Origin of the sequence: Bacillus sp. FJAT-49711, from assembly GCF_018343715.1 — a bacterium.
GTDB lineage: Bacteria > Bacillota > Bacilli > Bacillales > Bacillaceae_C > Lederbergia.
The window spans coordinates 293,955-317,773 of the sequence record NZ_JAGYPL010000003.1 but is presented as its reverse complement, the minus strand read 5'-3'; the positions used below and the strand labels follow the sequence as shown (position 1 = coordinate 317,773).

19 protein-coding genes and 2 other annotated features are annotated in these 23,819 nt (G+C 39.9%); of the genes, 13 read left to right on the top strand and 6 right to left on the bottom strand.

Features of this window, described 5'->3' with window-relative positions; genetic code table 11:
- Window positions 1-463: 463 nt before the first annotated feature.
- The 6 genes from KHA96_RS15560 to KHA96_RS15535 all read left to right on the top strand — a co-directional run bounded on the left by KHA96_RS15560 (window position 464) and on the right by KHA96_RS15535 (window position 9,009).
- Window positions 464-1,960, top strand: a complete 1,497-nt coding sequence (locus KHA96_RS15560; protein WP_213130236.1) for a nitrate/nitrite transporter — start codon at window positions 464-466, stop codon at window positions 1,958-1,960.
- Window positions 1,961-2,046: 86 nt separating this feature from the next.
- Window positions 2,047-5,724, top strand: coding sequence for a nitrate reductase subunit alpha (locus tag KHA96_RS15555; RefSeq protein ID WP_481748251.1), 3,678 nt, complete (start codon window positions 2,047-2,049; stop codon window positions 5,722-5,724).
- Window positions 5,714-7,282 carry a nitrate reductase subunit beta gene (gene narH / locus KHA96_RS15550; RefSeq protein WP_213130234.1) on the top strand — a complete coding sequence of 523 codons (1,569 nt, stop codon included), beginning with the start codon at window positions 5,714-5,716 and terminating at the stop codon, window positions 7,280-7,282. The genes KHA96_RS15555 and narH overlap by 11 nt, the downstream gene beginning before the upstream one ends.
- Window positions 7,257-7,787: a nitrate reductase molybdenum cofactor assembly chaperone gene (gene narJ / locus KHA96_RS15545; RefSeq protein ID WP_213130233.1), complete on the top strand. Its 531-nt coding sequence runs from the start codon at window positions 7,257-7,259 to the stop codon at window positions 7,785-7,787. Before narH ends, narJ begins: the two co-directional genes overlap by 26 nt.
- 23 nt (window positions 7,788-7,810) lie before the next feature.
- Entirely contained in the window at window positions 7,811-8,521 is a 711-nt protein-coding gene (gene narI, locus KHA96_RS15540; protein WP_213130232.1) for a respiratory nitrate reductase subunit gamma, read from the top strand.
- A gap of 59 nt (window positions 8,522-8,580) precedes the next feature.
- Window positions 8,581-9,009 carry a hypothetical protein gene (locus tag KHA96_RS15535; protein WP_213130231.1) on the top strand — a complete coding sequence of 143 codons (429 nt, stop codon included), beginning with the start codon at window positions 8,581-8,583 and terminating at the stop codon, window positions 9,007-9,009.
- A gap of 339 nt (window positions 9,010-9,348) precedes the next feature.
- Here the strand turns inward: KHA96_RS15535 and KHA96_RS15530 are convergent, their stop codons facing one another.
- On the bottom strand, window positions 9,349-11,355 hold the full coding sequence (locus KHA96_RS15530; protein ID WP_213130230.1) for a penicillin-binding transpeptidase domain-containing protein: 2,007 nt from the start codon (window positions 11,353-11,355) through the stop codon (window positions 9,349-9,351).
- 129 nt (window positions 11,356-11,484) lie between these two features.
- Between KHA96_RS15530 and KHA96_RS15525 the strand changes: the two genes are divergently transcribed.
- The 4 genes from KHA96_RS15525 (at window position 11,485) to KHA96_RS15510 (ending at window position 14,454) form a co-directional block, all read left to right on the top strand.
- Window positions 11,485-12,411: a manganese-dependent inorganic pyrophosphatase gene (locus KHA96_RS15525; RefSeq protein WP_213130229.1), complete on the top strand. Its 927-nt coding sequence runs from the start codon at window positions 11,485-11,487 to the stop codon at window positions 12,409-12,411.
- A gap of 93 nt (window positions 12,412-12,504) precedes the next feature.
- The gene (gene pheA / locus KHA96_RS15520) at window positions 12,505-13,338 is read left to right on the top strand and encodes a prephenate dehydratase (RefSeq protein WP_349305774.1); all 834 of its coding nucleotides are present in this window, start codon (window positions 12,505-12,507) and stop codon (window positions 13,336-13,338) included.
- 16 nt (window positions 13,339-13,354) lie between these two features.
- Window positions 13,355-14,080: a DsbA family oxidoreductase gene (locus tag KHA96_RS15515; RefSeq protein WP_213130227.1), complete on the top strand. Its 726-nt coding sequence runs from the start codon at window positions 13,355-13,357 to the stop codon at window positions 14,078-14,080.
- A 179-nt stretch (window positions 14,081-14,259) separates the two neighbouring features.
- Window positions 14,260-14,454 (top strand): hypothetical protein, encoded by a 195-nt coding sequence (locus tag KHA96_RS15510; RefSeq protein ID WP_213130226.1) that lies wholly within the window; start codon window positions 14,260-14,262, stop codon window positions 14,452-14,454.
- Between the two features lie 5 nt (window positions 14,455-14,459).
- Here the strand turns inward: KHA96_RS15510 and KHA96_RS15505 are convergent, their stop codons facing one another.
- The 4 genes from KHA96_RS15505 to KHA96_RS15490 are packed head-to-tail and all read right to left on the bottom strand — an operon-like array spanning window position 14,460 to window position 17,280.
- A complete protein-coding gene (locus tag KHA96_RS15505; RefSeq protein WP_213130225.1) occupies window positions 14,460-14,912 on the bottom strand; it encodes a threonine/serine exporter family protein in 453 nt (150 codons plus the stop codon).
- A gap of 15 nt (window positions 14,913-14,927) precedes the next feature.
- Window positions 14,928-15,680 (bottom strand): threonine/serine exporter family protein, encoded by a 753-nt coding sequence (locus KHA96_RS15500; protein ID WP_213130224.1) that lies wholly within the window; start codon window positions 15,678-15,680, stop codon window positions 14,928-14,930.
- 10 nt (window positions 15,681-15,690) lie between these two features.
- Window positions 15,691-16,572 carry a sensor histidine kinase gene (locus KHA96_RS15495; RefSeq protein WP_213130223.1) on the bottom strand — a complete coding sequence of 294 codons (882 nt, stop codon included), beginning with the start codon at window positions 16,570-16,572 and terminating at the stop codon, window positions 15,691-15,693.
- Between the two features lie 9 nt (window positions 16,573-16,581).
- Complete coding sequence (locus KHA96_RS15490) at window positions 16,582-17,280, bottom strand: LytR/AlgR family response regulator transcription factor (protein WP_213130222.1); 699 nt, start codon at window positions 17,278-17,280, stop codon at window positions 16,582-16,584.
- 178 nt (window positions 17,281-17,458) lie between these two features.
- Between KHA96_RS15490 and KHA96_RS15485 the strand changes: the two genes are divergently transcribed.
- The 3 genes from KHA96_RS15485 (at window position 17,459) to trpE (ending at window position 21,949) form a co-directional block, all read left to right on the top strand.
- A complete protein-coding gene (locus KHA96_RS15485; protein ID WP_213130221.1) occupies window positions 17,459-18,205 on the top strand; it encodes an ATP-binding cassette domain-containing protein in 747 nt (248 codons plus the stop codon).
- Window positions 18,198-19,361: an ABC transporter permease gene (locus KHA96_RS15480; protein WP_213130220.1), complete on the top strand. Its 1,164-nt coding sequence runs from the start codon at window positions 18,198-18,200 to the stop codon at window positions 19,359-19,361. Before KHA96_RS15485 ends, KHA96_RS15480 begins: the two co-directional genes overlap by 8 nt.
- A 272-nt stretch (window positions 19,362-19,633) precedes the next feature.
- Window positions 19,634-19,881, top strand: a binding site (T-box leader).
- A gap of 33 nt (window positions 19,882-19,914) precedes the next feature.
- Window positions 19,915-20,161, top strand: a binding site (T-box leader).
- 402 nt (window positions 20,162-20,563) lie between these two features.
- Window positions 20,564-21,949: an anthranilate synthase component I gene (trpE, locus tag KHA96_RS15475; protein WP_213130219.1), complete on the top strand. Its 1,386-nt coding sequence runs from the start codon at window positions 20,564-20,566 to the stop codon at window positions 21,947-21,949.
- 316 nt (window positions 21,950-22,265) lie between these two features.
- Here trpE and KHA96_RS15470 read toward each other — a convergent pair whose 3' ends face one another.
- On the bottom strand, window positions 22,266-23,759 hold the full coding sequence (locus KHA96_RS15470) for a peptide MFS transporter (protein WP_213130218.1): 1,494 nt from the start codon (window positions 23,757-23,759) through the stop codon (window positions 22,266-22,268).
- Window positions 23,760-23,819: the final 60 nt, after the last annotated feature.

Here is a 23,819-nt window from a genome sequence, read left to right as displayed (position 1 = left end):
ATTGTTAATCTCAATATCTGTGTTTATGTTTAATTGTAAATGCATAATATTCACCCCAGAAATATTATGCAGTTTTAATATCGAATTTGTACATTTTTAAACAATCACTTTTGTACATGCTTAACGTATCATTTATACAACATCGCTTCGTCCTATCGGCCTCCTCGTGTTTCCTTTATCTCAGTCAGAGTCCCTGAAGTTTGTACGTCGATAAACGGGCGCTTCCGCTTTTCTATGTCTAGCTTAAGCGCCCATCGACTAGCAAACTTCTTGTCCTCTTCCCTTCGATAAGTCAACATCGCTTCGTCCTATCGGCCTCCTCGTGTTTCCTTTATCGTTTGTACGTCAATGTGCAGGCTTTTCCACTTTCATAGTCATTATCAGCCAATTTTGAAAATAAGCTTGATATGAATGTTTTATCCATGAAAAGGAATGGTAAGAAGATAAGAAAGGAGGAGAAAATATGAATCGCGGTGGTGCACAGTTAACGCTGCAAACGAGCAGCTTAGTAGCAGGGTTTATGGTTTGGGTCATTTTATCTTCACTTATGCCTTTTATTACAACAGATATTCCGCTAAAATCTGGGCAAATTGCTTGGGTGACAGCTGTTCCTGTCATTCTAGGCTCTTTATTAAGGGTGCCAATTGGATATTGGACAAATCGATTTGGAGCAAGGTATTTATTTTTCATTAGTTTCATAGTGCTGCTATTTCCTGTTTACTATGTCAGTATAGCCAATTCAATGGGAGATCTTATTATTGGCGGCTTATTCATTGGTGTTGGCGGTGCCATTTTTTCAGTTGGTGTTACTTCCTTGCCTAAGTATTATCCAAAGGAAAAGCATGGGTTTATAAACGGGGTATATGGGATGGGGAATATTGGTACAGCTGTAACGAGTTTTGCCGCGCCTGTCCTTGCCAATATGTATGGTTGGCGAAAAACTGTTTTATTTTACATTTTTTTAATGGCGTTGTTTGCCTTACTTAATTTCCTTTTAGGTGATAGAAAAGAAACGAAAATTCGTGTTTCCGTAGTAAAACAAATTAGCAGCGTATATAAAAATCAAAAGTTATGGTTTTTAAGCTTGTTTTACTTTATTACATTTGGTTCGTTTGTAGCTTTTACAATATACCTCCCCAATTTTCTTGTGAATCATTTCGGGTTAGATAAAGTAGATGCAGGAATGCGGACGGCTGGATTTATCGTGCTTGCAACGTTACTTCGTCCAGTAGGAGGTTGGCTAGGCGATAAACTCAACTCTTTTAAAATCCTCGCATTTGTGTTTGCAGGTTTGACATTGGCTGGATTTCTTCTATCCTTTACACCCTCTCTTACAATTTATACTGTCGGCTGTCTCGCTGTTGCCGTCTGCGCTGGAATTGGCAATGGAACAATCTTTAAGCTTGTCCCGCTCTACTTTTCGAAACAAGCTGGGATTGTGAATGGGATCGTTGCAATGATGGGAGGACTCGGGGGCTTCTTTCCTCCGCTTATTTTAACGATTTTGTTTAATTTAACTGGCCACTACGCGATTGGATTTATGGCTTTGTCACAGTTCTCACTTGCAAGTCTCATTTTAGTTTTATGGATGTATCACCAAGATAAGCTATTTGTTAGTGAGAATGTATTAGAGCATACGGCTTCAGGATTCATGCTTACGAAACCGAATGGCCAAATTGTGAGAGTAAACCCCGCTTTTACAAAGGTAACGGGATATTCATCAGATGAAGTGATCGGTAAAACTCCTAGTTTTCTCCATTCCGGAAAACAAGGAAAACCTTTTTATGAAGTAATGTGGGAGACAATTGGCGAGCAAGGATTCTGGCAAGGGGAAATTTGGAATAAACGCAAAAACGGCGAAATGTATAAAGAATGGCTGACCATCAGTCCTGTAAAAAATGAAGCGGGTGATGTTCAATATTACGTTGGTATGTTCAATGAGTTGACCGAAGAAAGCTGAAGATCGAAGAAAAGTCTGTTTATTTACACATAAGTTGGGAAAAGTATGTAAAAGTATGTCTTGAAAGGGAGTTGAATATGACAAATATCTCGAAAGCTTCTTCGCCGTTTTGGAAAAAGTTAAAGTTTTTCGGAAAAACGGTCCCTGAAACAGAACATAGTGAAATGCAGCCTTACGACAGGGGCTCCGAAAGAATTTATCGCAGGCGTTGGCAGCATGATAAAGTCGTTCGTACGACCCATGGGGTTAACTGCACAGGCTCCTGTAGCTGGAAGGTGCATGTGAAAGATGGAATTATCACGTGGGAAACTCAACAAACGGATTATCCATCTACTGGACCAGATATGCCGGAATTTGAACCGCGCGGCTGTCAGAGGGGAGCGACGTTTTCTTGGTATACATACAGTCCTCTGCGAATTCGTTATCCCTATATACGCGGGTCGCTTCTCACGCTTTGGAGAAAAGCTTTAGAGGAAACAAAGGATCCGGTGGCAGCATGGAAAAGCATTGCTGAAGATGAGGAAAAGTCAAAGGAATACAAAAAATCTCGTGGAAAAGGTGGCCTTATCAGGACGACTTGGGATGAAATGAACACGCTCATCTCAGCTTCTCTTATTCATACGATTCAGGAATATGGTCCTGACCGAATATTTGGCTTCTCCCCCATTCCCGCCATGTCGATGGTGAGCTATGCGGCTGGAGGGCGGTTTTTGAGTTTGCTAGGGGGGTCATTGCTTAGTTTTTATGATTGGTATGCGGATCTGCCAAATTCATCGCCCCAAGTTTGGGGAGATCAAACAGATGTACCTGAGAGCTCGGATTGGTTTAATTCCAGTTATATTATTGCGTGGGGATCGAATATCCCTCAAACGCGGACCCCAGATTCCCACTTTTATGTGGAATCAAGATATCGTGGTACGAAAGTTGTCGCAGTTGCTCCGGACTATGCGGAATACGTTAAATTTGCCGACAATTGGCTTCCAGTCAAAGTAGGGATGGACGGAGCTCTTGCTATGGCGATGACTCATGTCATTTTAAAAGAATTTTATGTCGATCAACAAGTTGATTTTTTCAATGATTATATAAAAACATACACGGACATGCCTTTTTTGATTACGCTAAAGGAAAAAGATGGCGGGTATGTTGGAGATAAGTTTCTGCGAGCAAGTGACCTTAGAATGAGTGTCGATAAAGCCGAATGGAAGCCGGTTTTATTAGATAAAAAAACAGGTGAGTTCGCGATTCCAAATGGTACCGTCGGTCATAGATGGGATGAAAAGTCGAACTGGAACTTAAAGCTTGAGGATCGTGACAATGGACTTGGTGATATTGATCCGGAACTTACATTATTAGGTCAAGAAGACGAGGTAGTGATGGGGTTATTTCCGTATTTTGGAGAAGAACAAGAGGGAGTATTGAAACGAGGACTTCCAGTAAAGAAAGTTTCAATGGATGGAAAATCAGTTTACGTCACAACTGTCTTTGATTTAATGATGGCAAATAGCGCGGTAGGCCGCGGACTTCCCGGGGATTATGCGACAAGCTATGAAGATGATATTCCGTATACCCCAGCTTGGCAAGAGAAATTAACAGGCGTTGACAAATATCAAGCTGCCCAAATCGCGAGGGAATTTGCTCAAAATGCGATAGATTCAGAAGGTCGATCCATGATCATTATGGGGGCAGGCATCAATCATTGGTATCATTCGGATACGATTTATCGTTCAATTTTAAATCTTGTGATGTTGACAGGCTGTCAAGGCAGAAATGGCGGCGGCTGGGCACATTATGTTGGTCAAGAAAAAGTTCGCCCGATCGAAGGCTGGAGTACGATTGCAATGGCGAAGGATTGGGGCGGACCTCCAAGACTAATGAACGGAACTAGCTTCTTTTACTTTGCAACGGAGCAATGGCGCTACGAAGATCAGCGAATGGAAAATTTAAAATCTCCTCTTGTAGATAAAAGTAAGTATAATCATCCAGGCGATTATAATGTGTTGGCTGCTAGACTTGGTTGGTTACCGAGCTATCCTCAGTTTAATAAAAGCAGCTTGAAAATGGGTGCCGATGCCCAAGGATCGAATGATAATTTGAAAAAACAAGTGGCAGAACAATTAAAAAACGGTCAATTGAAGTTTGCAGTTGAAAATCCAGAAGATAGAAGGAACTTTCCGAAAGTACTATTCGTTTGGCGGGCAAATTTAATAGGCAGTTCTGCAAAAGGTCATGAATATTTTTTAAAGCATTTGCTTGGAACCCATGATGGAACATTAAGTACAGAGAATGAACAAGATTCGACCGAAGAAATAAATTGGGTAAAAGAAATGCCAGAAGGAAAGCTCGATCTAATGGTAAGTGCGGATTTTCGGATGTGCAGTACTGGACTATACTCGGATATTCTGTTGCCCGCCGCCACTTGGTATGAAAAATACGATATTTCAAGTACGGATATGCATCCTTTCGTACATCCTTTTAATCCTGCAATCACACCTCCGTGGGAAGCAAAATCAGATTGGGAAACGTTTAGAAATTTAGCGAAAAGATTTTCTATGATGGCGAAGCATTATTTGCCTGAAGTTGTTCAAGATGCAGTAGCAACCCCGCTCGGAAAGGATTCGCCAGATGAGATCAGCCAGGCATATGGACGTGCACCTGATTGGAAGCATGGAGAATTTGAACCAACTCCAGGAGTAAATTTGCCGAAGGTTCAAATCGTTGAGCGAGATTATACGAAGGTCTTTGATAAGTTCGTAACACTTGGTCCAAATGCAACAAATTTAGGGGCTCATGGTATTGGATACAAAGCAGAAGAGGCTTATGAAAAATTATTTGCAATGCTAGGTCCGTCAAAGTACTCGGAACATCATAAAGATAAACCCAACTTGTTCACTGATAAGAATGCTGCAGAGGCGATGTTAACGTTATCTAGTGCAACAAACGGAAGCTTAGCGGTGAAAGCATGGGAAACGCTAGAAAAACAAACGGGCCAACAATTAAAAGACCTGTCAAGTGATCGCGAGGGAGAACATATTACCTTTTTTGATATTACGGCGCAGCCTCGAAAAGTCATTACGACGCCTGTTTTTACAGGAATTAATAAAGGAAATCGCAGATATTCGCCATTTACGCAAAATATTGAGAGGCTCGTACCATTTCGCACATTGACAGGGCGCCAACATTTTTATCTAGACCATGATATTATGCTTGAGTTTGGAGAAGAGCTCCCGACGTTCAAAGCTCCCCTCAAGAAAATGGCTTTTTATGATAAAGATAATCGTCCAGTGATGGATGGTCAGGAAATTACACTGAAATATTTAACTCCGCATTTTAAGTGGTCCTATCACAGTACGTATGGAGATACATTACCGATGCTCACTCTATTTAGGGGTGGACCGCATGTTTGGTTAAATAATGAAGACGCCAAATCGGTAGGATTAGACGATAATGATTGGATTCAAATGTATAACCGCAACGGGGTTGTTGTTGCTAGGACAGTCGTGAGCCACCGTATCCCGCGTGGAGTGGCATTTATGTACCATGTTCAGGAGCGCTATATTAATGTTCCGGGATCGCCCATTACGAATCAGCGCGGCGGAACGTTCAACAGCCCAACACGCATTCATATGAAGCCAACTCAAATGATTGGCGGCTACGCGCAATTAAGCTACGGATTTAATTATTATGGACCGACTGGAAATCAGAGGGATGAGCAAGTAGTAATCCGCAAACTCGAAAGGGACGAGGTGAAATGGCTTGAGAATTAAAGCGCAATACGGCATGGTCATGAACTTGGATAAATGTATCGGTTGTCATACGTGCAGTGTCACTTGTAAAACGACGTGGACGAATCGATCGGGTGCCGAGTACATGTATTGGAATAATGTTGAGACAAAACCAGGTGTTGGCTATCCGAAACGTTGGGAAAATCAAGACGAGCGAAAAGGCGGATGGGAGCTAAGAAACGGAAAGCTTGAGTTAAAAGCAGGCGGGAGGGCAAGCAAGCTCCTCAATATTTTTTATAATCCAAATATGGCTCCGATTGACGATTACTATGAGCCTTGGGATTACGAATATGAAAATTTAATAAATAGTCCAGCCGGCGATTATCAACCAGTTGCACGTCCAAAATCACAGCTTACCGACGAATACATGGACATTGAGTGGGGACCTAACTGGGAGGATGATCTCGCAGGGGTTTATAAGACTGGTAAAGATGATCCTAATATGAATGGGCTTGAAGAGCAAATTAAGTTTGAATTTGAAGAGACCTTCATGATGTACTTACCGAGAATATGTGAGCATTGTATAAATCCATCTTGTCTTGCTTCTTGTCCTTCAGGAGCTATTTATAAGCGAGACGAGGATGGGATTGTCCTTGTCGATCAAGATGCGTGCCGCAGCTGGCGCTTTTGTATGTCTGGATGTCCATATAAGAAGGTATATTTTAACTGGAAAACGAACAAAGCTGAAAAATGCACCTTTTGTTTTCCGAGAATTGAGACGGGTCAGCCTACCATATGTTCTGAAACTTGCGTTGGGCGCCTTCGTTACATTGGTCTTGTATTATACGATGCTGATAAGATGCTTGAGGCTGCATCTGTTGAGGATGATAAGGATGTGTACGAAGCGCAGTTAGAGATGTTTTTAGATCCTCATGATCCGGAAGTCATCGAGGAAGCAAGACGGCAAGGAATTTCTGATGATTGGATAAAGGCTGCACAAGATTCACCTGTTTATAAAATGGCTGTGGAGCAAAAAATTGCGCTGCCGCTTCATCCGGAATACCGCACATTGCCAATGGTATGGTACGTACCGCCACTTAGTCCATTCATGAATGCATTTGGTGGAATGGGTGATGCCATTAATCCAAGAGTTGTTTTCCCGACTATTGAACAAATGCGGATTCCAATTGAATATTTAGCTAATTTGTTCACTGCTGGTGATACACAAGTCATTAAAAATGTTTTGCGTAAGTTAGTGGCGATGAGAAGTTATATGCGCCAATTAAATTTAGATAAACCAACAGATGCAACTATTTTAGAGGCAGCTGGATTATCAGAGAAGGTAGTTCGGGAAATGTATGAGTTGTCCGCCATTGCAAAATATTCCGATCGTTATGTCATCCCTCCTTCTCATAAAGAACTTTCTGGCGATATGTTCTCTGAGAGGGGAATGGCTGGATTTGAGGAATTTGGTCATGGCGGCGGTGGAGGAAGTTGTGAAACGTGCGCAGTTGGTGCACACCCGCCTGAATCACCACTTGACTATTATGGAGAGCAATATTGGAGGGAGCTAGATGAATCAAAAGCAGAAGGTATATAGTCTAGTTTCCACTCTCCTACAATATCCAGAGTCAGAGTGGAAAAAGGAATTACAGAATTTAGACGTTGTCCATGAATTTCCCGACGAATCGATCAGGATGCCTTTACTAAGATTTTTAACGTATGTAAAAAATACTTCGTTTCACAACCTTTGTGAAAATTACGTTTATACATTCGATTTTTATGATAAAACAACTTTATATTTAACACATACTGTTTTTAAAGATAACCGCGATCGGGGAACGGTTCTATCGCAAATGAGACGGCAAATGATGGAGCTTGGAATGGAATTTACGACCGAGGAATTGCCGGATTATTTGCCTCTTATTTTAGAGTTTGCATCGATTGTACCGGAAAAGGATTCAGCCAAAATTCTTAATTTACATTTGCGATCCATTAAAAACTTGGAATTAGAATTGCAAGGAATTGATAGCCCCTATCGTTATTTAGTCGCAGCATGTATTCAATGTATTGAAATGGCAGAAGAAAACGAAAAAGTTTCTTAAGGAAACAGAAGGGAGGTAACACGATGAGCTTTCTTGATTATTTTCTTTGGGGAGTCTTTCCATATTTATGTTTAACGATATTTGTTGTCGGTCATATTTTCCGATATAATGTCGATCAGTTTGGCTGGTCGGCGCAGTCAAGTGAGTTTTTGGAAAAGAAACAATTAAAGTGGGGAAGCCTTCTGTTTCATTGGGGGATTATATTTGTTTTCTTCGGCCATGTGGCTGGAATTTTAGTTCCAAAAGTTATTTATGATACGTTGGGAATATCGGATCATATGTATCATTTCGGAGCTGTTTGGTTTGGAGGAGCAGCCGGATTAGCGACTGTCATTGGGGGATTTCTGTTATTTTTGAGGAGGAGCGGCACGAGAAGAGTCAGAAATACGAGCAATCCCAATGCTATGTTTACTCTCATTATATTAGGGGCGGTTGTATTGGTAGGGTTTACGGCGACAGTCGGCTATACAGCATCTGGTGGGGATTTTGATTATCGTACAACAATCAGTCCATGGTTTCGGGGACTGTTGATGTTCAGCCCGAAACCAGAATTGATGGTAGGTACGCCGTATGGTTTCCAATTGCATGTATTTTTAGCTTTTGCACTGTTCGCCGTCTGGCCATTTACAAGACTCGTCCATGTTTGGAGTTTGCCTCTTGAATATTTAGGCAGAAAGTATATTGTGTATCGTAAAATGAACCCACAGACCCCTAGCAAAGAAAATAGAGGATAAAAAAGGTGGATCTGTCTATTTAAGGGCAGATCCATTAGGTCATTGAGAGGAGAGATTATATGTCAGGTCCATCATTGCGTAAACTAGACGCCCACCGGGCCATCCATGATGGTTCTTATATCGAAGCAAAAAACTTAACAGATGTATTGTACAAATTGGTCGATGAAAAAAGAAACAAGGAAGCAGTAGAGGTGGCAGACGCCTTAATTGAACATTGGGAGCTGCGCGTCATAACCCATGCGGATTCCGAGGAACAAGGCTTTTACAAGGAAGTAGTTGAGAAAGAACCCGAAATGCTTGAAACGATCGCGATGTTAACAAGAGATCATGATTTGATTAGGATTGTGGCAAAAAGAGTGAGGGGAATTTTGGAGGAAGAAGGGGTAACAAAAGAAGTGCTTGAGTGTTTTACAGGAATGCTAATAGTCAACGAAATCCATAGCCGTGATGAAGAGCGGCTATTGCTGGACCATGATCATCATCATTGAGATTTTTACATAGTGGTTGATAAATTTCTATTACTTAAGTGGGGATTTTTAAAAAACTGGGTATTTAAGAGAAAAATGATACTGTTATCCGATAGAATCATTTAAAGTGCCCTTCCAAGTCGAAAACCGGAGTGGTACCGATAAAAAGTTCAACGTGCCCTTCGAAGAGGAAAGCCGGAGTGGAAGGTAGCGATTAAAGATTCATCGTACACTTTGACGAAAAAAAAGAAAGCAGCAGCTAACGATGAATCACGTCTTTATCATACCATTAGGAAATTAGCCCTGAAAAAGGAACTACCTTCTAAATCGCACAAACGATCTAAGGGCAGTTCCTTTTTTTCATTTCTTCATTTCAGTGAAAATATTTTTAACCTTATCTACCGCTGATCCAGTTCCATCGGCTTCTAGCATTAAAGCAATAAGGGTATCTGGGTGATCAGGGTTATAGGCAACAAACCAGCTATTTTCTTTCCCTTTTTTCCCTTGTTCGGCTTTTGCAAACTCGGCTGTTCCCGTTTTTCCAGCGAGAGGATAGCCGTCGATTCTAGCCCCCCGTGCAGTACCGTGAGGGTCTTCGACTACTTTTCTAAGAGCAGCTCCCAAATGATCGACTTCCTCTTGTTTTAACAAGTTTTCTTTCCAGATTTCACCTTGTTTTTCATCTGTAAGCAAAATAGGCTTGATCATATTTCCGTTATTTGTAAAAATTGTGAAGGTCGATGCAAGATGAAGTACATTCATTTCAATTTGCCCTTGTCCATAGCTAGAATCGGCTAAAGCAATTTCTGAATCAATTTCTCCAATACTGGATGTATGCATCGGATATGCAAATGTCATATCTTCATCAAATCCAAAGTCTTTCAAGCCAGCAATAAACTTTTCCTTACCAAGCTCTAATGTAGTTTGGGCGAAGTAAATATTATCTGAATAGATTAATGCTTTTTCAAGGTCAATTGGTACTCCAGGGTCGCTTACACGAGTTACTTTGTATTTTCCCCAAGAAGCATCTTTCTGCCAAGATAAATCTTTAATTGGAAGTGCTGTTTTCCAATCTAGCGCTCCATTTTTTAAACCAATGGCCGCTGTAATTGGCTTAAGCACAGATCCAGGAGCAAAAGTAGAATTAAATCTGTTTAACATCGGTTTATTAGGATTTTCCTCAAGGGCTTTCCATTCTTCGTTCGTGGCCCCTAGAGATAGTGTGTTTGGATCGTAGCTCGGGCTGCTTACTAACGCTAACGTTTCTCCCGTAACAGGATCAATGGCTGCAGCTGTACTAGGTTTTCCATGGAGTTCATCAAAAATCGTTACTTGAAGCGCACTATCAATTGTTAACTGAACGTCTTCTCCATCATTTACTTCTTTTTCAGCGAGGACTACTTCACTCCCGTCTTCCTTTTGGATGACAATTTTCACACCAGGCTCGCCTCTTAACTGATCTTCAAATACATTTTCAAGTCCGCGCCTTCCAATCACATCTGAGGAAGAGTACCCTTTTCCTTTATTATCTTCTATGTCTTCTGCCGTAACTGGAGCAATATTTCCGGTTAAATGGGCTGCTCGCGCTCCAAGTGGATATACTCTCGCTTCAACGTCCATTCCGATCACACCGGGAACCTGGCCTACTTTTTCACGGAGTTCCATATTGTCTTTCGGAATTGTTTTAACCGGAACAAAGCTATCAGGCTTTACCCAAGATTGTCCTAACGTTTTCTCAATCTGTTCGGTGCTGACGCCTAAAATCTTAGACACTTGTTTAATGCTCTTTTCTTCTTGTCCTTCCATATCTTTCGGAACTAGACCAATTTGCCTTGCCACTCCATTTTCAGCAAGAGCAATTCCGTTTCGATCCAAAATGGAACCTCGTTGAGGAGAAGTAGTTGGAACTGAGATTTTATCTCCTTCTTCAAGGTCTGGAAAAATAAAACTTGTATCCCAGTTCAATAACCATTCCTTTTTCTTCTCGTCTACATTTTCCTTCATGAATTTAACTTTATGGTTAAAAGCTATTTGTCCAGCAAGGCTATCCATGTTTACGTCGAACGGAAATTCAATTTCTGTCGCCTCTTTATCTGTTTCTTCTTCCGGCTTCTTAAATTGAACTTTTAAATTTTTGATCTCTAAGTCTTCGTATATTTTTTTATATCGATTAACGAAATCTTCTTTTGTCACATTCTCTTTTGACTCGGTCGATAAAAACTCATACATTTTATCGAATTTTTGCTCATTCCATAGTTTTATGTAATCCGCAAAACGATCTTCAGGTTTCGGTTCTTTTTCTTTATTACAAGCAACTAATAAGGAACTAAGTATTAAACATAATGAAATCAAGACAAATTTTTTCATTCTCATACCTCCCTTGTCGTTTATTGTAACATTTTAAAGTCTTGAAAAAAAACAACTCGTTTTTTCAAACTTCAATCAATGTGTTAAAATGAAACAAGATAATGATTACATAAAGCAAGGAGAAGACAAATGGAGAAAATTCTTATTTTCGGTCATAAGAACCCTGATACTGATTCAATATGTTCAGCTATTGTGTATGCAGACATTAAATCTAAGCTTGGGCTAAGCGTCGAAGCTGTACGTTTAGGGGAAGTAAATGGTGAGACGCAATTTGCACTGGATACCTTTAATGTAGAAGCACCTCGCCAAGTAAATACCGTTGCAAATGAAGCAAGCAACGTCATTTTGGTTGACCATAATGAACGTCAACAAAGTGCCGAAGATATTGAACAAGTTCGCGTAGTTGAAGTGATTGATCATCATAGAATTGCAAACTTTGAAACAAGTGATCCACTCTATTTCCGTGCAGAACCTGTTGGATGTACGGCAACGATATTGAAAAAAATCTATAAGGAAAATGGTTTAGATATCAATAAGCAAATGGCTGGGCTTATGCTATCTGCAATTATTTCTGATTCTTTATTATTTAAGTCTCCGACATGCACGGAAGAGGATATTACAGCAGCAAAGGAACTTGCTGAAATCGCTGAGGTTGATGCGGACAGCTATGGTCTTGATATGTTGAAAGCAGGCGCAGATGTAAGCAGTAAAACAATTGAACAACTGCTTTCAGTAGATGCAAAAGAATTTACGATGGGTAAGGCGAAGGTTGAGATTGCTCAAGTAAATGCAGTTGGTGTTGAAGAAGTTCTTGAGCGTAAAGCTGAAATTGAAGCGGCACTAAACCGTGTGATTGAACAAAAAGGATTGGATTTATTCTTATTTGTCATAACAGATATTTTAACGAATGATTCAACAGCGATTGCAGTAGGAAAAGCAGCACAGGCAGTAGAACAAGCATTTAATGTAACTCTTGATCATAATAAAGCGGTGTTAAAGGGTGTTGTTTCCCGCAAGAAGCAAATTGTCCCTCCATTGACAAACGCATTGAGCTAATTTTGGACAAATAATCAAAGGACAGCCGAGAAGCTGTCCTTTGATTTTATAGATGACGTGCATTATAATTTTGGGAATTGATGCAAAAGGGGTATGTTTATTTTGAAAGTAGCTTATTTAGGACCTAAAGGAACTTTCTCAGAAGAAGCGGCACTACGTTATTTTCCTAATTCTAAAAATGAAATGGTTATGTACAATACAATTTTTGATGTACTTGAAGCCGTTGATGAAGGGGAAGCAGACAAGGGAATTGTTCCGATTGAAAATGCGATTGAAGGCACCATCACCATGACAACAGACGGTTTAATTAATCACGATGTGTGGATTGAAGGGGAGGCTGTCTTGCCTGTTAAGTTACACTTATTAACAGTAAGAGGGGCAAATCTAGGGGATATTAAAGAAATATGGTCCATTCCGCCGGCACTTGCACAATGCAGGATGTTTACAAAAGAAATGAAGGCTGAAACAAAGCATTACAGCAGCACATCAGGTGCAGCAGAGGCGCTCAGCCAATCAGGACGATTTGATGCAGGGGCGGTTGCATCGGAATTGGCTGCCAGTATATTTGATTTGGATATCGCTAAAAGGGATATTCATGACAATGACTGCAATTCTACGAGATTCCTTGTCTTATCTAAAACACCGAACGGAAATATTCTTGAAACGGATAAATCAATGCTTTTAATTACACCGACCGAAGACCGTCCGGGGTTGCTAGCGATCATATTAAATGTATTTTCTTCTTTAAATATTAACCTTTCATGGATTGAATCTCGCCCAACTAAGAAAAAACTCGGTACGTATCGATTTTTCATCGAAGCGGCACTTGGTGTGCACGAAGCGAATTTGAAAAAAGCTGTTACGATTCTTGAAGCATATGGTCATGATGTAAAAGTGCTAGGAAGCTATCGGAAAACAAAATTATAAAAAGAGGGTGCAAGTTATGAAAATTGAAGTGTGGTCTGATTTTGTGTGCCCATTTTGTTTTATTGGTAAACGCCGATTAGAGGAAGCATTATCGATGTTTCCACATCGCAATAAAGTGGAATTAGAGTTTCGGAGTTTCGAACTAGATCCGAATTCTCCGACAGAGCAAAATAAAAACATTCATGAAGTGCTTGCTGCGAAGTACGGGGTGCCTGTTGAAGAGGCTAAGAGAATGAATGAAGGAGTAGGCGAGCAGGCTAGAAGTGTTGGTCTTACCTTTAATTTTGAGCAAATGGTCCCGACAAATACATTCGATGCTCATCGACTTGCCCATTATGCAAAAACTGAAAGCAAGGATGCCTCATTAACAGAGGTGTTGCTTAAAGCATATTTTACAGATTCAATGAAGCTTAGTGATAAAAGCACTTTGGCTGACCTTGCTGAAGCAGTAGGACTTGATCGTGAAAAGGCCCTATCTGTGTTAAGGGATGATAATGCTTTTGCTGATGAAGTTCGTGATGATGAAAGAACAGCGCAGCAAATCGGTGTTCGCGGCGTACCATTTTTCGTCATTAATCAAAAATATGCTATCTCTGGTGCGCAGGCTCCAGAAACTTTTTTAGGTGCGCTTGAAAAGGTTTGGCAGGAGGAAAATAGTTCTCCCATCCTTCAGGATTTATCCGGCGATGAAGATGGAGCCAGCTGCGAGGACGGCAACTGTGTGATTCCAACTGATAAATAAAGACTTTTTTCTTAAAGTTTGATCTTCTTGTGAAGCCTAAAATCTGGCCTTTACACCTAATATGAAAGTTTAACGATTCTTCATAGGCATTAGCAACATTGTCTTAGAAAAGAGCCTATATAAAAAAATCCGATCTTTTTGGGATCGGATTTTATCTATGAAATTGAGAGGAAATTCTTATGAAAAAATATCTTGTGATTCGTATCCTTGTAGTATTCATATATATAGCTGTTTTATGGTATGGGCTAAGCAGGCGTACGGATTTAGGTTATATCGTTATTATTATTGGTTTACTAGCTGGAATGATTATCAACTATATTAATTATCGTGTAAATTTTAAGGGGAAATTTGATCAAAAGAATGAAAAAAAATGAGAGTGTCACATTCCTTTCTTTTTCATCCCTTTCGTAAGTTTCATTACAAACTGTACGAAAACTTCTGCGAAAACAAGCCCCATTGCTATGGCGCTTGCGATGATGAAGGCTTTCATGGCAAGCGGAATAGCATTTGAATAATCATTACTTACTACGTGGCGCATTGCATCATAAGCGGTTCCGCCGGGTACAAGCGGTATGACTCCGGCTACTATAAAAACGATAATTGGCGTTTTATATCGCTTTGCCATGATATGCCCAATGATTGCAACTATAAAGGCACCGCTAAATGCTGCTTGGACAACGTCAATCCCCGAATCAATCATGATGATATAAACAAACCATCCTGCCATCCCTACAACTCCACAATGAAACAGTGCCTTTCGCGGGGCATTAAAAATGATTCCGAACCCGATGGCGGATATCATACTTAAAATTAAATGTGTTAAATAATACATATCTTTACATCCTTTTTATATCCATAATGAGTACACAACCGCAACTCCCGCACCAATTGCTAAAGCTGTGAGAAAAGCTTCCGCCCCTTTTGATAATCCTGACACGAAATGGCCTGCCATTAAATCACGGATAGCATTTGTAATGAGTAACCCAGGTACAAGAGGCATGACGGATGCGATGACAATCAAATCAAGCTGCTGTCCTAAGTCGTAGTTTACAGCTAATAATCCTAATAATCCGATGACAAAAGAAGCTGAAAACTCAGCGAAAAATTTAACTTTTGCTTGGAAGTGTACGATTAAAAAGGTTGAAAATCCTATTCCGCCAACAAGTAAGGCAGGAATATAGTCCGCCCAAATTCCTTTAAACATAATTAAAAAACTTCCGCTCGCAATAGCCGCCGCTGCGATTTGCATCCAAATAGGAAAAGAAAGATTAGCATTTTCTAATTCCTTAAGGGCTAAGTAAGCTTCATCTGTATTCAATTTTCCCTCTGCCATGCCTCTTGAGATATGATTGACTTTCGCAATTCTTTCCAAATCGGTTCCACGCTCACTAATTCGAACAAATTGTGATGGATCTGAACCTTCCAATGAAAAAATAATTCCAGTTGGCGTAACAAAGCTTTGGCTTTCATTAAACCCGCAGGCAGCGGCCATTCTCATCATTGTATCCTCAACACGATACGTTTCTGCCCCACTTTTCATTAATATTTTCCCAGCTAAAAGACAAGCCTCGATTAGTTTTTGTTCATTAAGCTGCTCCAATTTATCACCTTCAAATTCGTACGTCAGGAATTTTAATTTTCAACGTAAATGTATTCTTAATTACAGAAAAATCAAGCATCCCTTCATGAGCTTTTACGATACGCATAATTTGTTGAGTACCGATACCTTCATGTTCCCCAAATTTTGTTGAAATTGATCTATTTGTAAAAATTCGTTCAATTATATCGTTGCGAAGGGGCAATGTATCATTTTTACACATAATAATCCAAAGCCCACTTTGCTTGCGGCAAGAAAAGTGAATGGCCCCTAACCGCCCGGTTGACATGTTGAAATCATAAGCGGCGTCAATGCTATTTTCCATAATATTTCCGATCAGTGATATTAGCTCGTAATCTGATAGTGGCAAACCAGAAATCGCATGTTGGAAATGATATTTCAAATTTACTCCTCTTTCCCGCGCCTGTTCATTGTATGCATAAAGAGCCCCAGCCACAACGTTCGATTCACTCCGCAAAATGCCATCAATTTGTGTATAACGCTTATGTAGTTCGGATTGATATTCCTTGGAAGAATTACTCGTATGTAAAAGTGCAGAAGTATGCTTTTGTAGATCATGACGTTGCTTTCGCAGTTCATATAATAATTCCATTTGTTGTTCATAGTTTTCGGACAGCAGTCTATTTTTTTCTTTTTCTTCTTTTAAAGCTGTTCGCATAAAAAAAAGAGCAGCGAAGGGAAAGATGGAACCGAGAGCGATATATGGTATTTTAGCCAAAAAGGCTGCTGCTAACCAACATAGCTGCATCATTGAGGTCACAATCACCCAAAGACTAGGAAATGGCTCTTTTTTATATAAAAATAATTGAACGAACAAAGCAGCCGTCAACACAGTGGCTATCAAAGTTGTCGATATATTAAGAAACAACGGCATTTTTTCACCTCAAAAATAATACTTTTGCAAGTAATCCATTTTTTCTTTTGTCAGCATCGCGATTTGTTTTGTACCATCGAATGTGACGCTATATGATTTTTTTGTATAAATAGAAAAGCTTTTTACAAAATGCAGATTAATAATAAAGGAGCGGTGCGAACGAATAAAGTTATTCTCACGAAGACTTCCTTCCAGTTCATTCATCGTCATATACGTTTCATATGATGAATTTATCGTGTAAATAGTTGTGGATCGGCCGGTTCGTTCTGCAAAAATAATGTCTTTTTTTGGTATCATTTCGATATGGCCTTTTTGTTTAAGAATTAATCGTCCAGTCAAATTGCCTGCATGCTGCTTATCGCGATATTTTGCTAAAGCTTGTAAAAGTCTTTCTTTTTTATAAGGCTTTAATATATAATCGTGAACATTTAATTCAAACGCATGCACGGCATAACCGCTTTTAGCCGTAACAAAGATGACCGATATTAATAGGCCATGCGTTTGAATAAAATCAGCTAATTCATACCCTGATATTCCCGGCATTTCAATATCTGCTATTAATAAATCAATCTTGTTTTTTTGAATTTCAGTATAAGCTTCCTCAGGATTTGTCGTTGCAAAAATAAGTTCGACATCCTCTTCTTCTTGTAAAATATATTTCAATTTATCCAAGTCTATTGTTCTATCATCCACAATGCCCACTTTCATGGCAATTACCCCTTTGAAACGTACTAACCATCATTATAAATCATTTTTCTAATTCCTGTTCAGAAAGATTTTAACCCCTTTCGCGACATGTAAGTTCCTCTTTGCGACATAACGGCAGACCAAAAATACTTTTAGCTTTACAATACAGTTAGAACTTGAAGCGAAGGAGAGGAACGGCATGATCGTCGTCAATCAAGTATCAAAACAATTTAAAGATAAAAAACAAATAGTAAAAGCCATTGATTACTTATCGCTGAATATTAAAGAAGGCCACGTTGTTGGACTTATTGGAGAAAATGGTGCGGGGAAAACGACGCTGCTTCGAATGCTTTGTACGCTAATTGAGCCTGACGAAGGAACCATCACTTTGGATGGAGAAAATATATATGAAAATAAAGAGAAGGTGAGATCTCGACTAGGGGTATTGTTCGGTTCCGAAACGGGTCTTTATAATCGATTAACGGCCCGAGAAAATCTAGAGTACTTCGGTAGTCTGTATGGCATGTCTCCTCATGATATTAAAAACCAAATTGAAATGCTCGCAAAAAGATTTGGCATGCGTAAATATTTGGACCGAAAAGTAGAAGGATTTTCGAAAGGAATGAAGCAGAAGGTCGCGATTGCCCGTACACTTATCCATGATCCAGATATTGTTCTTTTCGATGAACCGACAACTGGACTCGATATTACATCATCAAATATTTTTCGTGAATTTATTTTTCAATATAAAAATGAAGGGAAAACAATCGTATTTTCGACTCATATTATGGACGAAATTGCCCAACTATGTGAGGACGTGATTATGATGCATAAAGGACAGATGGTATATGAGGGGAGTCTGGAAGATCTTTATGCTCAGGAAAACAGCAGGGATCTCAATTATTTATTTACTTCCAAAGTAGTAAGAGGTGATTTATATGTTTAAAACAATTTTTCTAAAAGAAATGAAAGATGTTTTACGAGATAAGCGCAGTATTACCTTGCTCATTATTTTTCCGTTATTGATGATGGCAGGATTGACATTTTTTTATGATAAAATTCTAACAACGAGTGATGAAGAGGAATTTAGCGTGGCTGTGGAAGAAGGGGTAGATTCTGAACTTGTAACACAGTTAGAGAAATATATGCCTACTTTGACAATAGAAAAACTTCAAGATGTACAAATAGCAGTTGAAGAAAAAAAGGTTCAGATTGGAATTAAGTTTGATGAGAATTGGAAACAAAAGTTAGAAAAACAGGAAGCAATACCGGTAAGTATTATTTTTGATCCAGGCAGTCAAGACTCTTCCAACGCCTCAAATATTGTGATGTCTGGAATTAACCAATGGCAGCAAGATGCCGTCAATGTACGCCTAGCTGGAGAAAATATTGACAGCAGTGTTCTGGAGGTCTTTCAAATTGAGACAAAAACGACAAAAGATGAAGAAAACGCCATGGCATCTTTTATGCTGGCCATTTTAATTCCACTTTTGATTCCAATGGCGATTGCAAATGGATCATACCCTTCGGCAACTGAGCTGTTTGCAGGTGAGAAAGAAAAGAAAACCATTGAAGCATTACTTATTACACCCATTAAGCCGATCAAAATATTATTGGCGAAATGGATGACAATTTCCTTACTCGGAATATTCACCGGTGTATTATGTATCGCATTACTAAGTATATTTGTCAATTTTACTACGGAACTTAAAAAAGGAATGGCAGCCATTGAGAACCCAGTTCCATTTGTTCTTATGAGTATTGTTATAATCGTATTGTTTGCCATTTTCTTTTCTCAAGTTGAAATGACTTTAAGCATGATGGCAAACTCGGTAAAAGAAGCGGGTTATTATATGACACCCGTAATAGGGATGATTACTCTTCCAATGTTGTTTATGTTTTTTGCAAGTGAAGCTTTAAGCCTCCCATTGTATGCAGTCCCATTCATGAACTTATTTTTATTCGTCCGCGATGCTTTCAGTGGGCAGTTGACTGCGGAAGCATTTGGAATTGCAGTAGGAAGCTATGCCTTATTAATCATTATTTTATTCCCTATCACGGCGAAACTTTTTGGCAACCATCGCTTAATGTTAGGAAAATAATGATTGACATGACAGAAAATTTTTAATATGATCATAATCAATCAATTAACAATTTTATTGCGAGTTCAAAATTGAGGATAAAAAGGACCAAGTCGGCTAAAAGCGCTAACGTCCTGTCAGCAACGCCGACACTAGCACATCCTGTGCGTCGGAAGTTCGAGGCTGCGCGTTTTCGAGCAGCGGAATGTATGCTTTTAGATACATGAGCCGCGGAGAAATAAGCCAACGAAGAAATTCAAAGTGTCATTTTTACCGGGATTTTGAACATCCTATTTTAGGCAATGAGGAAGAATAGTAACTTGTGTGACACTTAAGAGAGCCGGTGGTTGGTGCGAATCGGTGTGATTTATGCAGGTGAATGGGCTTCTGAGCTTCCAAACCGAACCGGATAATAATTTGGTGTAGGCTTTGGCGAAAATCCCGTCGATACAAGGGAGCACGCATAATGTATTTGGACATTGTGCGGAAGAGAGCTGATTTTGGCTGAATAAAGGTGGCACCACGGTCCTTCGTCCTTTGGATGAGGGACCTTTTTGCGTTCAATTAAATAAAATTTAAAGCGTTGATCAAGAGTAGTATGTGTAAGTGATTCGTTACAGAGAGCCGGTGTTGGTGTGAATCCGGTACGTAAGCTTATACGGAATGGACTTGAGAGTGATTTCTTGAAATTAAGTAGGGAAATCCGGTTTTCCGCCGTTACATGGATAGGGCATCGGAAGTAATCCTGTGCCTGAAAGAGATGGGGATTATGAAAAAGAATCTCCAATACGAGGTGGCACCGCGGTTATATCGCCCTCAGATGAACACTAATTTGTGTTTGTCTGGGGGCTTTTTTTGTCCAGCTCCAACGCCTATCGACTAGCAAACTTCTTGTCCTCCTCCCTACGATAAGTCAACATCGGCTCGTTCTGTCTAGCTGCAGGCGCCAGCCCCTCGAGGTCAAATAACCTGAGGCAATAAAGTCAAAGTGCAGACTTTTTCGCCTCAGAACATTTGCTTGTCGGGGCTGATCGGGCGCCTTCCGCTTTTCCAACCTCGCCGTGTTTCCTTTATCTCAGTCGAAGGACAAATAAGGAACGTCGACTAAAAGCCGCCACGTCCTGTGGCGACGTCGACGGACCCACATCCTGTGGGCCTGTACGTCGATGAGCAAGGCGCTTGCGCTTTTCTAATATTTCGAAAATAAGGAAGGGGAAAAGAGGATGCAAACGAAAGAAGTAAATTTTAAAATGAGAAAATTGAATGGGGATGTACTTACTCCGATTAACATTTTCTTGAGGCTTGAGGGAAAGAAAAAGTTTTTGCTGGAAAGTTCGCTAAAGCATAATGAACAAGGACGCTATTCATTTATTGGTGTGAACCCTGTTATGGAGATCATCGGGGATAATAATAAAGCATCGGTTTTTTCTCCAGAAGGGGTAAAGGAAGAAACAGGCTTGCCGCTTGAAATCATTCAGGCAGCACTTCCGAAATTGGATTTAAATCTCCCGTTTCCTTTTTATGGTGGTGCTGTTGGGTATGTTGGCTATGATGCAATTCGTCAGTATGTTCATATTGGTGAACAATTAGAAGATGAAATCAATATGCCGGACATTCATTTTATGGTATACGAAGATGCAATTGTATATGACCATTTAGCCCAATCCATCTATGTGCTCGCCATCGATTTAAGGGGAGAGCGAACAGAAGAAGACTTGGAAAAGCGCATTAATGAATTGGAAGCGCAAATAGCTCGGAAAGAACAGGATGAATCGTTGACAGATTGTAAAATTGAGTTCGTTCCTCAAATAGAAAAGGAGGAATTCATCCGTAAGGTAGAAATAGCCCAAAATTATATTAAGCAAGGTGAAATCGAACAAGTCGTCTTATCACAAAGAATGATTGGAAAGGTTGGCGCGGATCCATTTCATTTTTACCGCGTCTTAAGAAATTCCAATCCATCTCCATATATGTTTTACGTTGATTTTGATGAATACGTCGTATTAGGTGCATCCCCCGAAAGTTTCATAAAAACGAGCGGGCAAATAGTCTCAACAAACCCGATTGCTGGGACTAGAAGGCGCGGAGAAACCCAAACAGAAGATCTTGCGTTGGAAGCAGAACTATTAGCAGATGAAAAAGAATTATCCGAACATCGCATGCTCGTAGATTTAAGCTGCGAGGATTTAAAGGATATATGTTTAGATGATACGATAAACATTAAACAATATATGAAAATTGAACGATATCGTCATGTCATGCATATCGTGTCCGAGTTGGAAGGGACGCTTTCAGAAGGAAAAACAGGTATCGATGCACTCATTTCATCTCTTCCTGCCGGAACGGTGTCTGGCGCTCCAAAACCTCGCGCCATGCAAATCATTAATGATCTTGAAAAAGTGAAGCGTGGCGTCTACGCTGGAGCCATTGGCTACGTTAACGCAAACGGAGATGTCGACTTTGCGATTGCTATACGTTCCCTCGTCATAAAAGACCAACATGCTTATTTGCAAGCCGGCGCTGGAATCGTGGCTGAGTCCATACCAAAGAATGAGTATATGGAGACAATCAATAAAGCAAGGGCACTTCTTAGTCCGAAACCGTACTAATTTCTCAATAGGACATAAATTTTGGCGGATACGGAGTGAATATGAGCTTCCGTCTCGATAGGATCTAAATCACTACGAAGGCCAAGTGCTGAATCAATTCCCTTTTCGCTTGAACGTGAGTGATGGTGCTACTTGCATCTCAATCGGACTTACGTTAGGAAAGAAATTGCATGTATGTCCCTATTCCATTGTGAAAGGTCATTAACCCATGATTCTATTGCGGGTCTCAAGTTTCATCAATATTATATTAAATATTTGCCCTAAAATGAAAGAACCATCACCCTCTTCTAATTGGATGATGGTTTTTTCATTAACTCTATCTAGTCCCCCGCATATACGTCTGAATCTTAGGCGACATCGCAAACAAAATAAGTCCAAGTAAAATAGATATTGCGCCAATGACACCAAAATAGATTATTTCTGTTTCAGGTTTATATAACTTCACAAGCTGAGCGTTTATGGCTTGAGCGGAAGCATTTGATAAAAACCAAAGGCTCATTGTTTGCGCAGAGAAGGCAGCTGGTGCCAATCTTGTTGTGGCAGAAAGGCCGACAGGCGATAAGCAAAGTTCTCCGAGTACGACAAGAAAGAAACTAAGTACAAGCCATATAGGACTTACAAGCGTGTCGACTCCATTATAATAAGCAGGAAAAATCATGACGATAAAAGAAAGACCTGCCAATACAAGCCCAAATGCGAATTTTCCAGCAGTTGAAGGTTGTCGGTTACCAAGTTTTATCCACAACCATGCAAAAAAAGGAGCGAAAATGACGATAAATATTGGATTTAGTGACTGGAACCAGGATGATTCTAATTTGATTCCTGTGAAATTTAATTGTGTCCGTTCGTCAGCGTACTGAGCTAAAATAATCGATCCCTGTTCTTGAATAGCCCAAAACATAATAGCGGCTATAAATAATGGAATATAAGCAATTAAATTTGATCGTTCGTCAGAGGTTGTTTTTTTACTTCGATACATCACAATAAAATAAAGTGTAGGTATGATAATTCCCAAAATACTAACCAACATAGTAAAGCGATCAATCGTTAAAATCCCAGTGTTAATCGAAATAATAGCGAGGAATATAATGATGAGAGCTGCAATAACAAAGCTTAAATAAACTCTTTTCCTTTCATCTCTCGATAGAGGGTTCGGCACAAGCGAGCCGGCAAGTCCTAAATTTTTCTTTCTTGTTGCCAAAAAAATAATCAATCCAACAAGCATCCCGATAGCTGCTACTCCAAAACCAAGATGAAAATTGTATTTTTGTCCAAGAGTACCGACGATAAAAGGGGCAATTAAAGCTCCTAAGTTAATTCCCATATAGAAAATACTGAATCCTGCATCACGGCGATTATCATCTTCGCTATATAGATCCCCAACAATACTTGAGACATTTGGTTTTAAAAGTCCAGTCCCGAGCACGATCAATCCCATTGATAAAAATAGTGCCTTTATTCCTCCAGGAAAAGACAAGGCGATATGTCCTCCCATAATTAAAACTCCGCCAAAGAAAACCGTTTTTTTCGTACCGAGCAATCGGTCCGCTATCCAGCCTCCAATTATTCCGGACATGTAAACAAGGGATCCATATATGGCCATGACTGATGCTGCTGTCGTCTTGTCCATTTCGAGTCCGCCTTCGGAAATAGCGTAGTACATATAATAAATGAGGATCGCCCTCATTCCATAATATGAAAAGCGTTCCCAAAACTCAGTGAAAAACAGTGTGAATAGTCCTCGCGGATGACCAAAAAATCCTTTCTGAGGGACACTTTGTACGATTTCCTGTCTATTCTTAAATTCCATTATATTTTCCCCTTTAGTATTTTATTGAACATAGATTCTTTTCCACTTTTTTTAGTGTTT

Bases quoted from the DNA above. Each gene is read 5' to 3' on its own strand.
- KHA96_RS15560 (WP_213130236.1), top strand. From the start codon at position 464: ATGAATCGCGGTGGTGCACAGTTAACGCTGCAAACGAGCAGCTTAGTA.
- narJ (WP_213130233.1), top strand. From the start codon at position 7,257: ATGAATCAAAAGCAGAAGGTATATAGTCTAGTTTCCACTCTCCTACAA.
- narI (WP_213130232.1), top strand. From the start codon at position 7,811: ATGAGCTTTCTTGATTATTTTCTTTGGGGAGTCTTTCCATATTTATGT.
- KHA96_RS15535 (WP_213130231.1), top strand. From the start codon at position 8,581: ATGTCAGGTCCATCATTGCGTAAACTAGACGCCCACCGGGCCATCCAT.
- KHA96_RS15530 (WP_213130230.1), bottom strand. From the start codon at position 11,355: ATGAAAAAATTTGTCTTGATTTCATTATGTTTAATACTTAGTTCCTTA.
- KHA96_RS15525 (WP_213130229.1), top strand. From the start codon at position 11,485: ATGGAGAAAATTCTTATTTTCGGTCATAAGAACCCTGATACTGATTCA.
- pheA (WP_349305774.1), top strand. From the start codon at position 12,505: ATGTTTATTTTGAAAGTAGCTTATTTAGGACCTAAAGGAACTTTCTCA.
- KHA96_RS15515 (WP_213130227.1), top strand. From the start codon at position 13,355: ATGAAAATTGAAGTGTGGTCTGATTTTGTGTGCCCATTTTGTTTTATT.
- KHA96_RS15510 (WP_213130226.1), top strand. From the start codon at position 14,260: ATGAAAAAATATCTTGTGATTCGTATCCTTGTAGTATTCATATATATA.
- KHA96_RS15505 (WP_213130225.1), bottom strand. From the start codon at position 14,912: ATGTATTATTTAACACATTTAATTTTAAGTATGATATCCGCCATCGGG.
- KHA96_RS15495 (WP_213130223.1), bottom strand. From the start codon at position 16,572: ATGCCGTTGTTTCTTAATATATCGACAACTTTGATAGCCACTGTGTTG.
- KHA96_RS15490 (WP_213130222.1), bottom strand. From the start codon at position 17,280: ATGAAAGTGGGCATTGTGGATGATAGAACAATAGACTTGGATAAATTG.
- KHA96_RS15485 (WP_213130221.1), top strand. From the start codon at position 17,459: ATGATCGTCGTCAATCAAGTATCAAAACAATTTAAAGATAAAAAACAA.
- KHA96_RS15480 (WP_213130220.1), top strand. From the start codon at position 18,198: ATGTTTAAAACAATTTTTCTAAAAGAAATGAAAGATGTTTTACGAGAT.
- trpE (WP_213130219.1), top strand. From the start codon at position 20,564: ATGCAAACGAAAGAAGTAAATTTTAAAATGAGAAAATTGAATGGGGAT.
- KHA96_RS15470 (WP_213130218.1), bottom strand. From the start codon at position 23,759: ATGGAATTTAAGAATAGACAGGAAATCGTACAAAGTGTCCCTCAGAAA.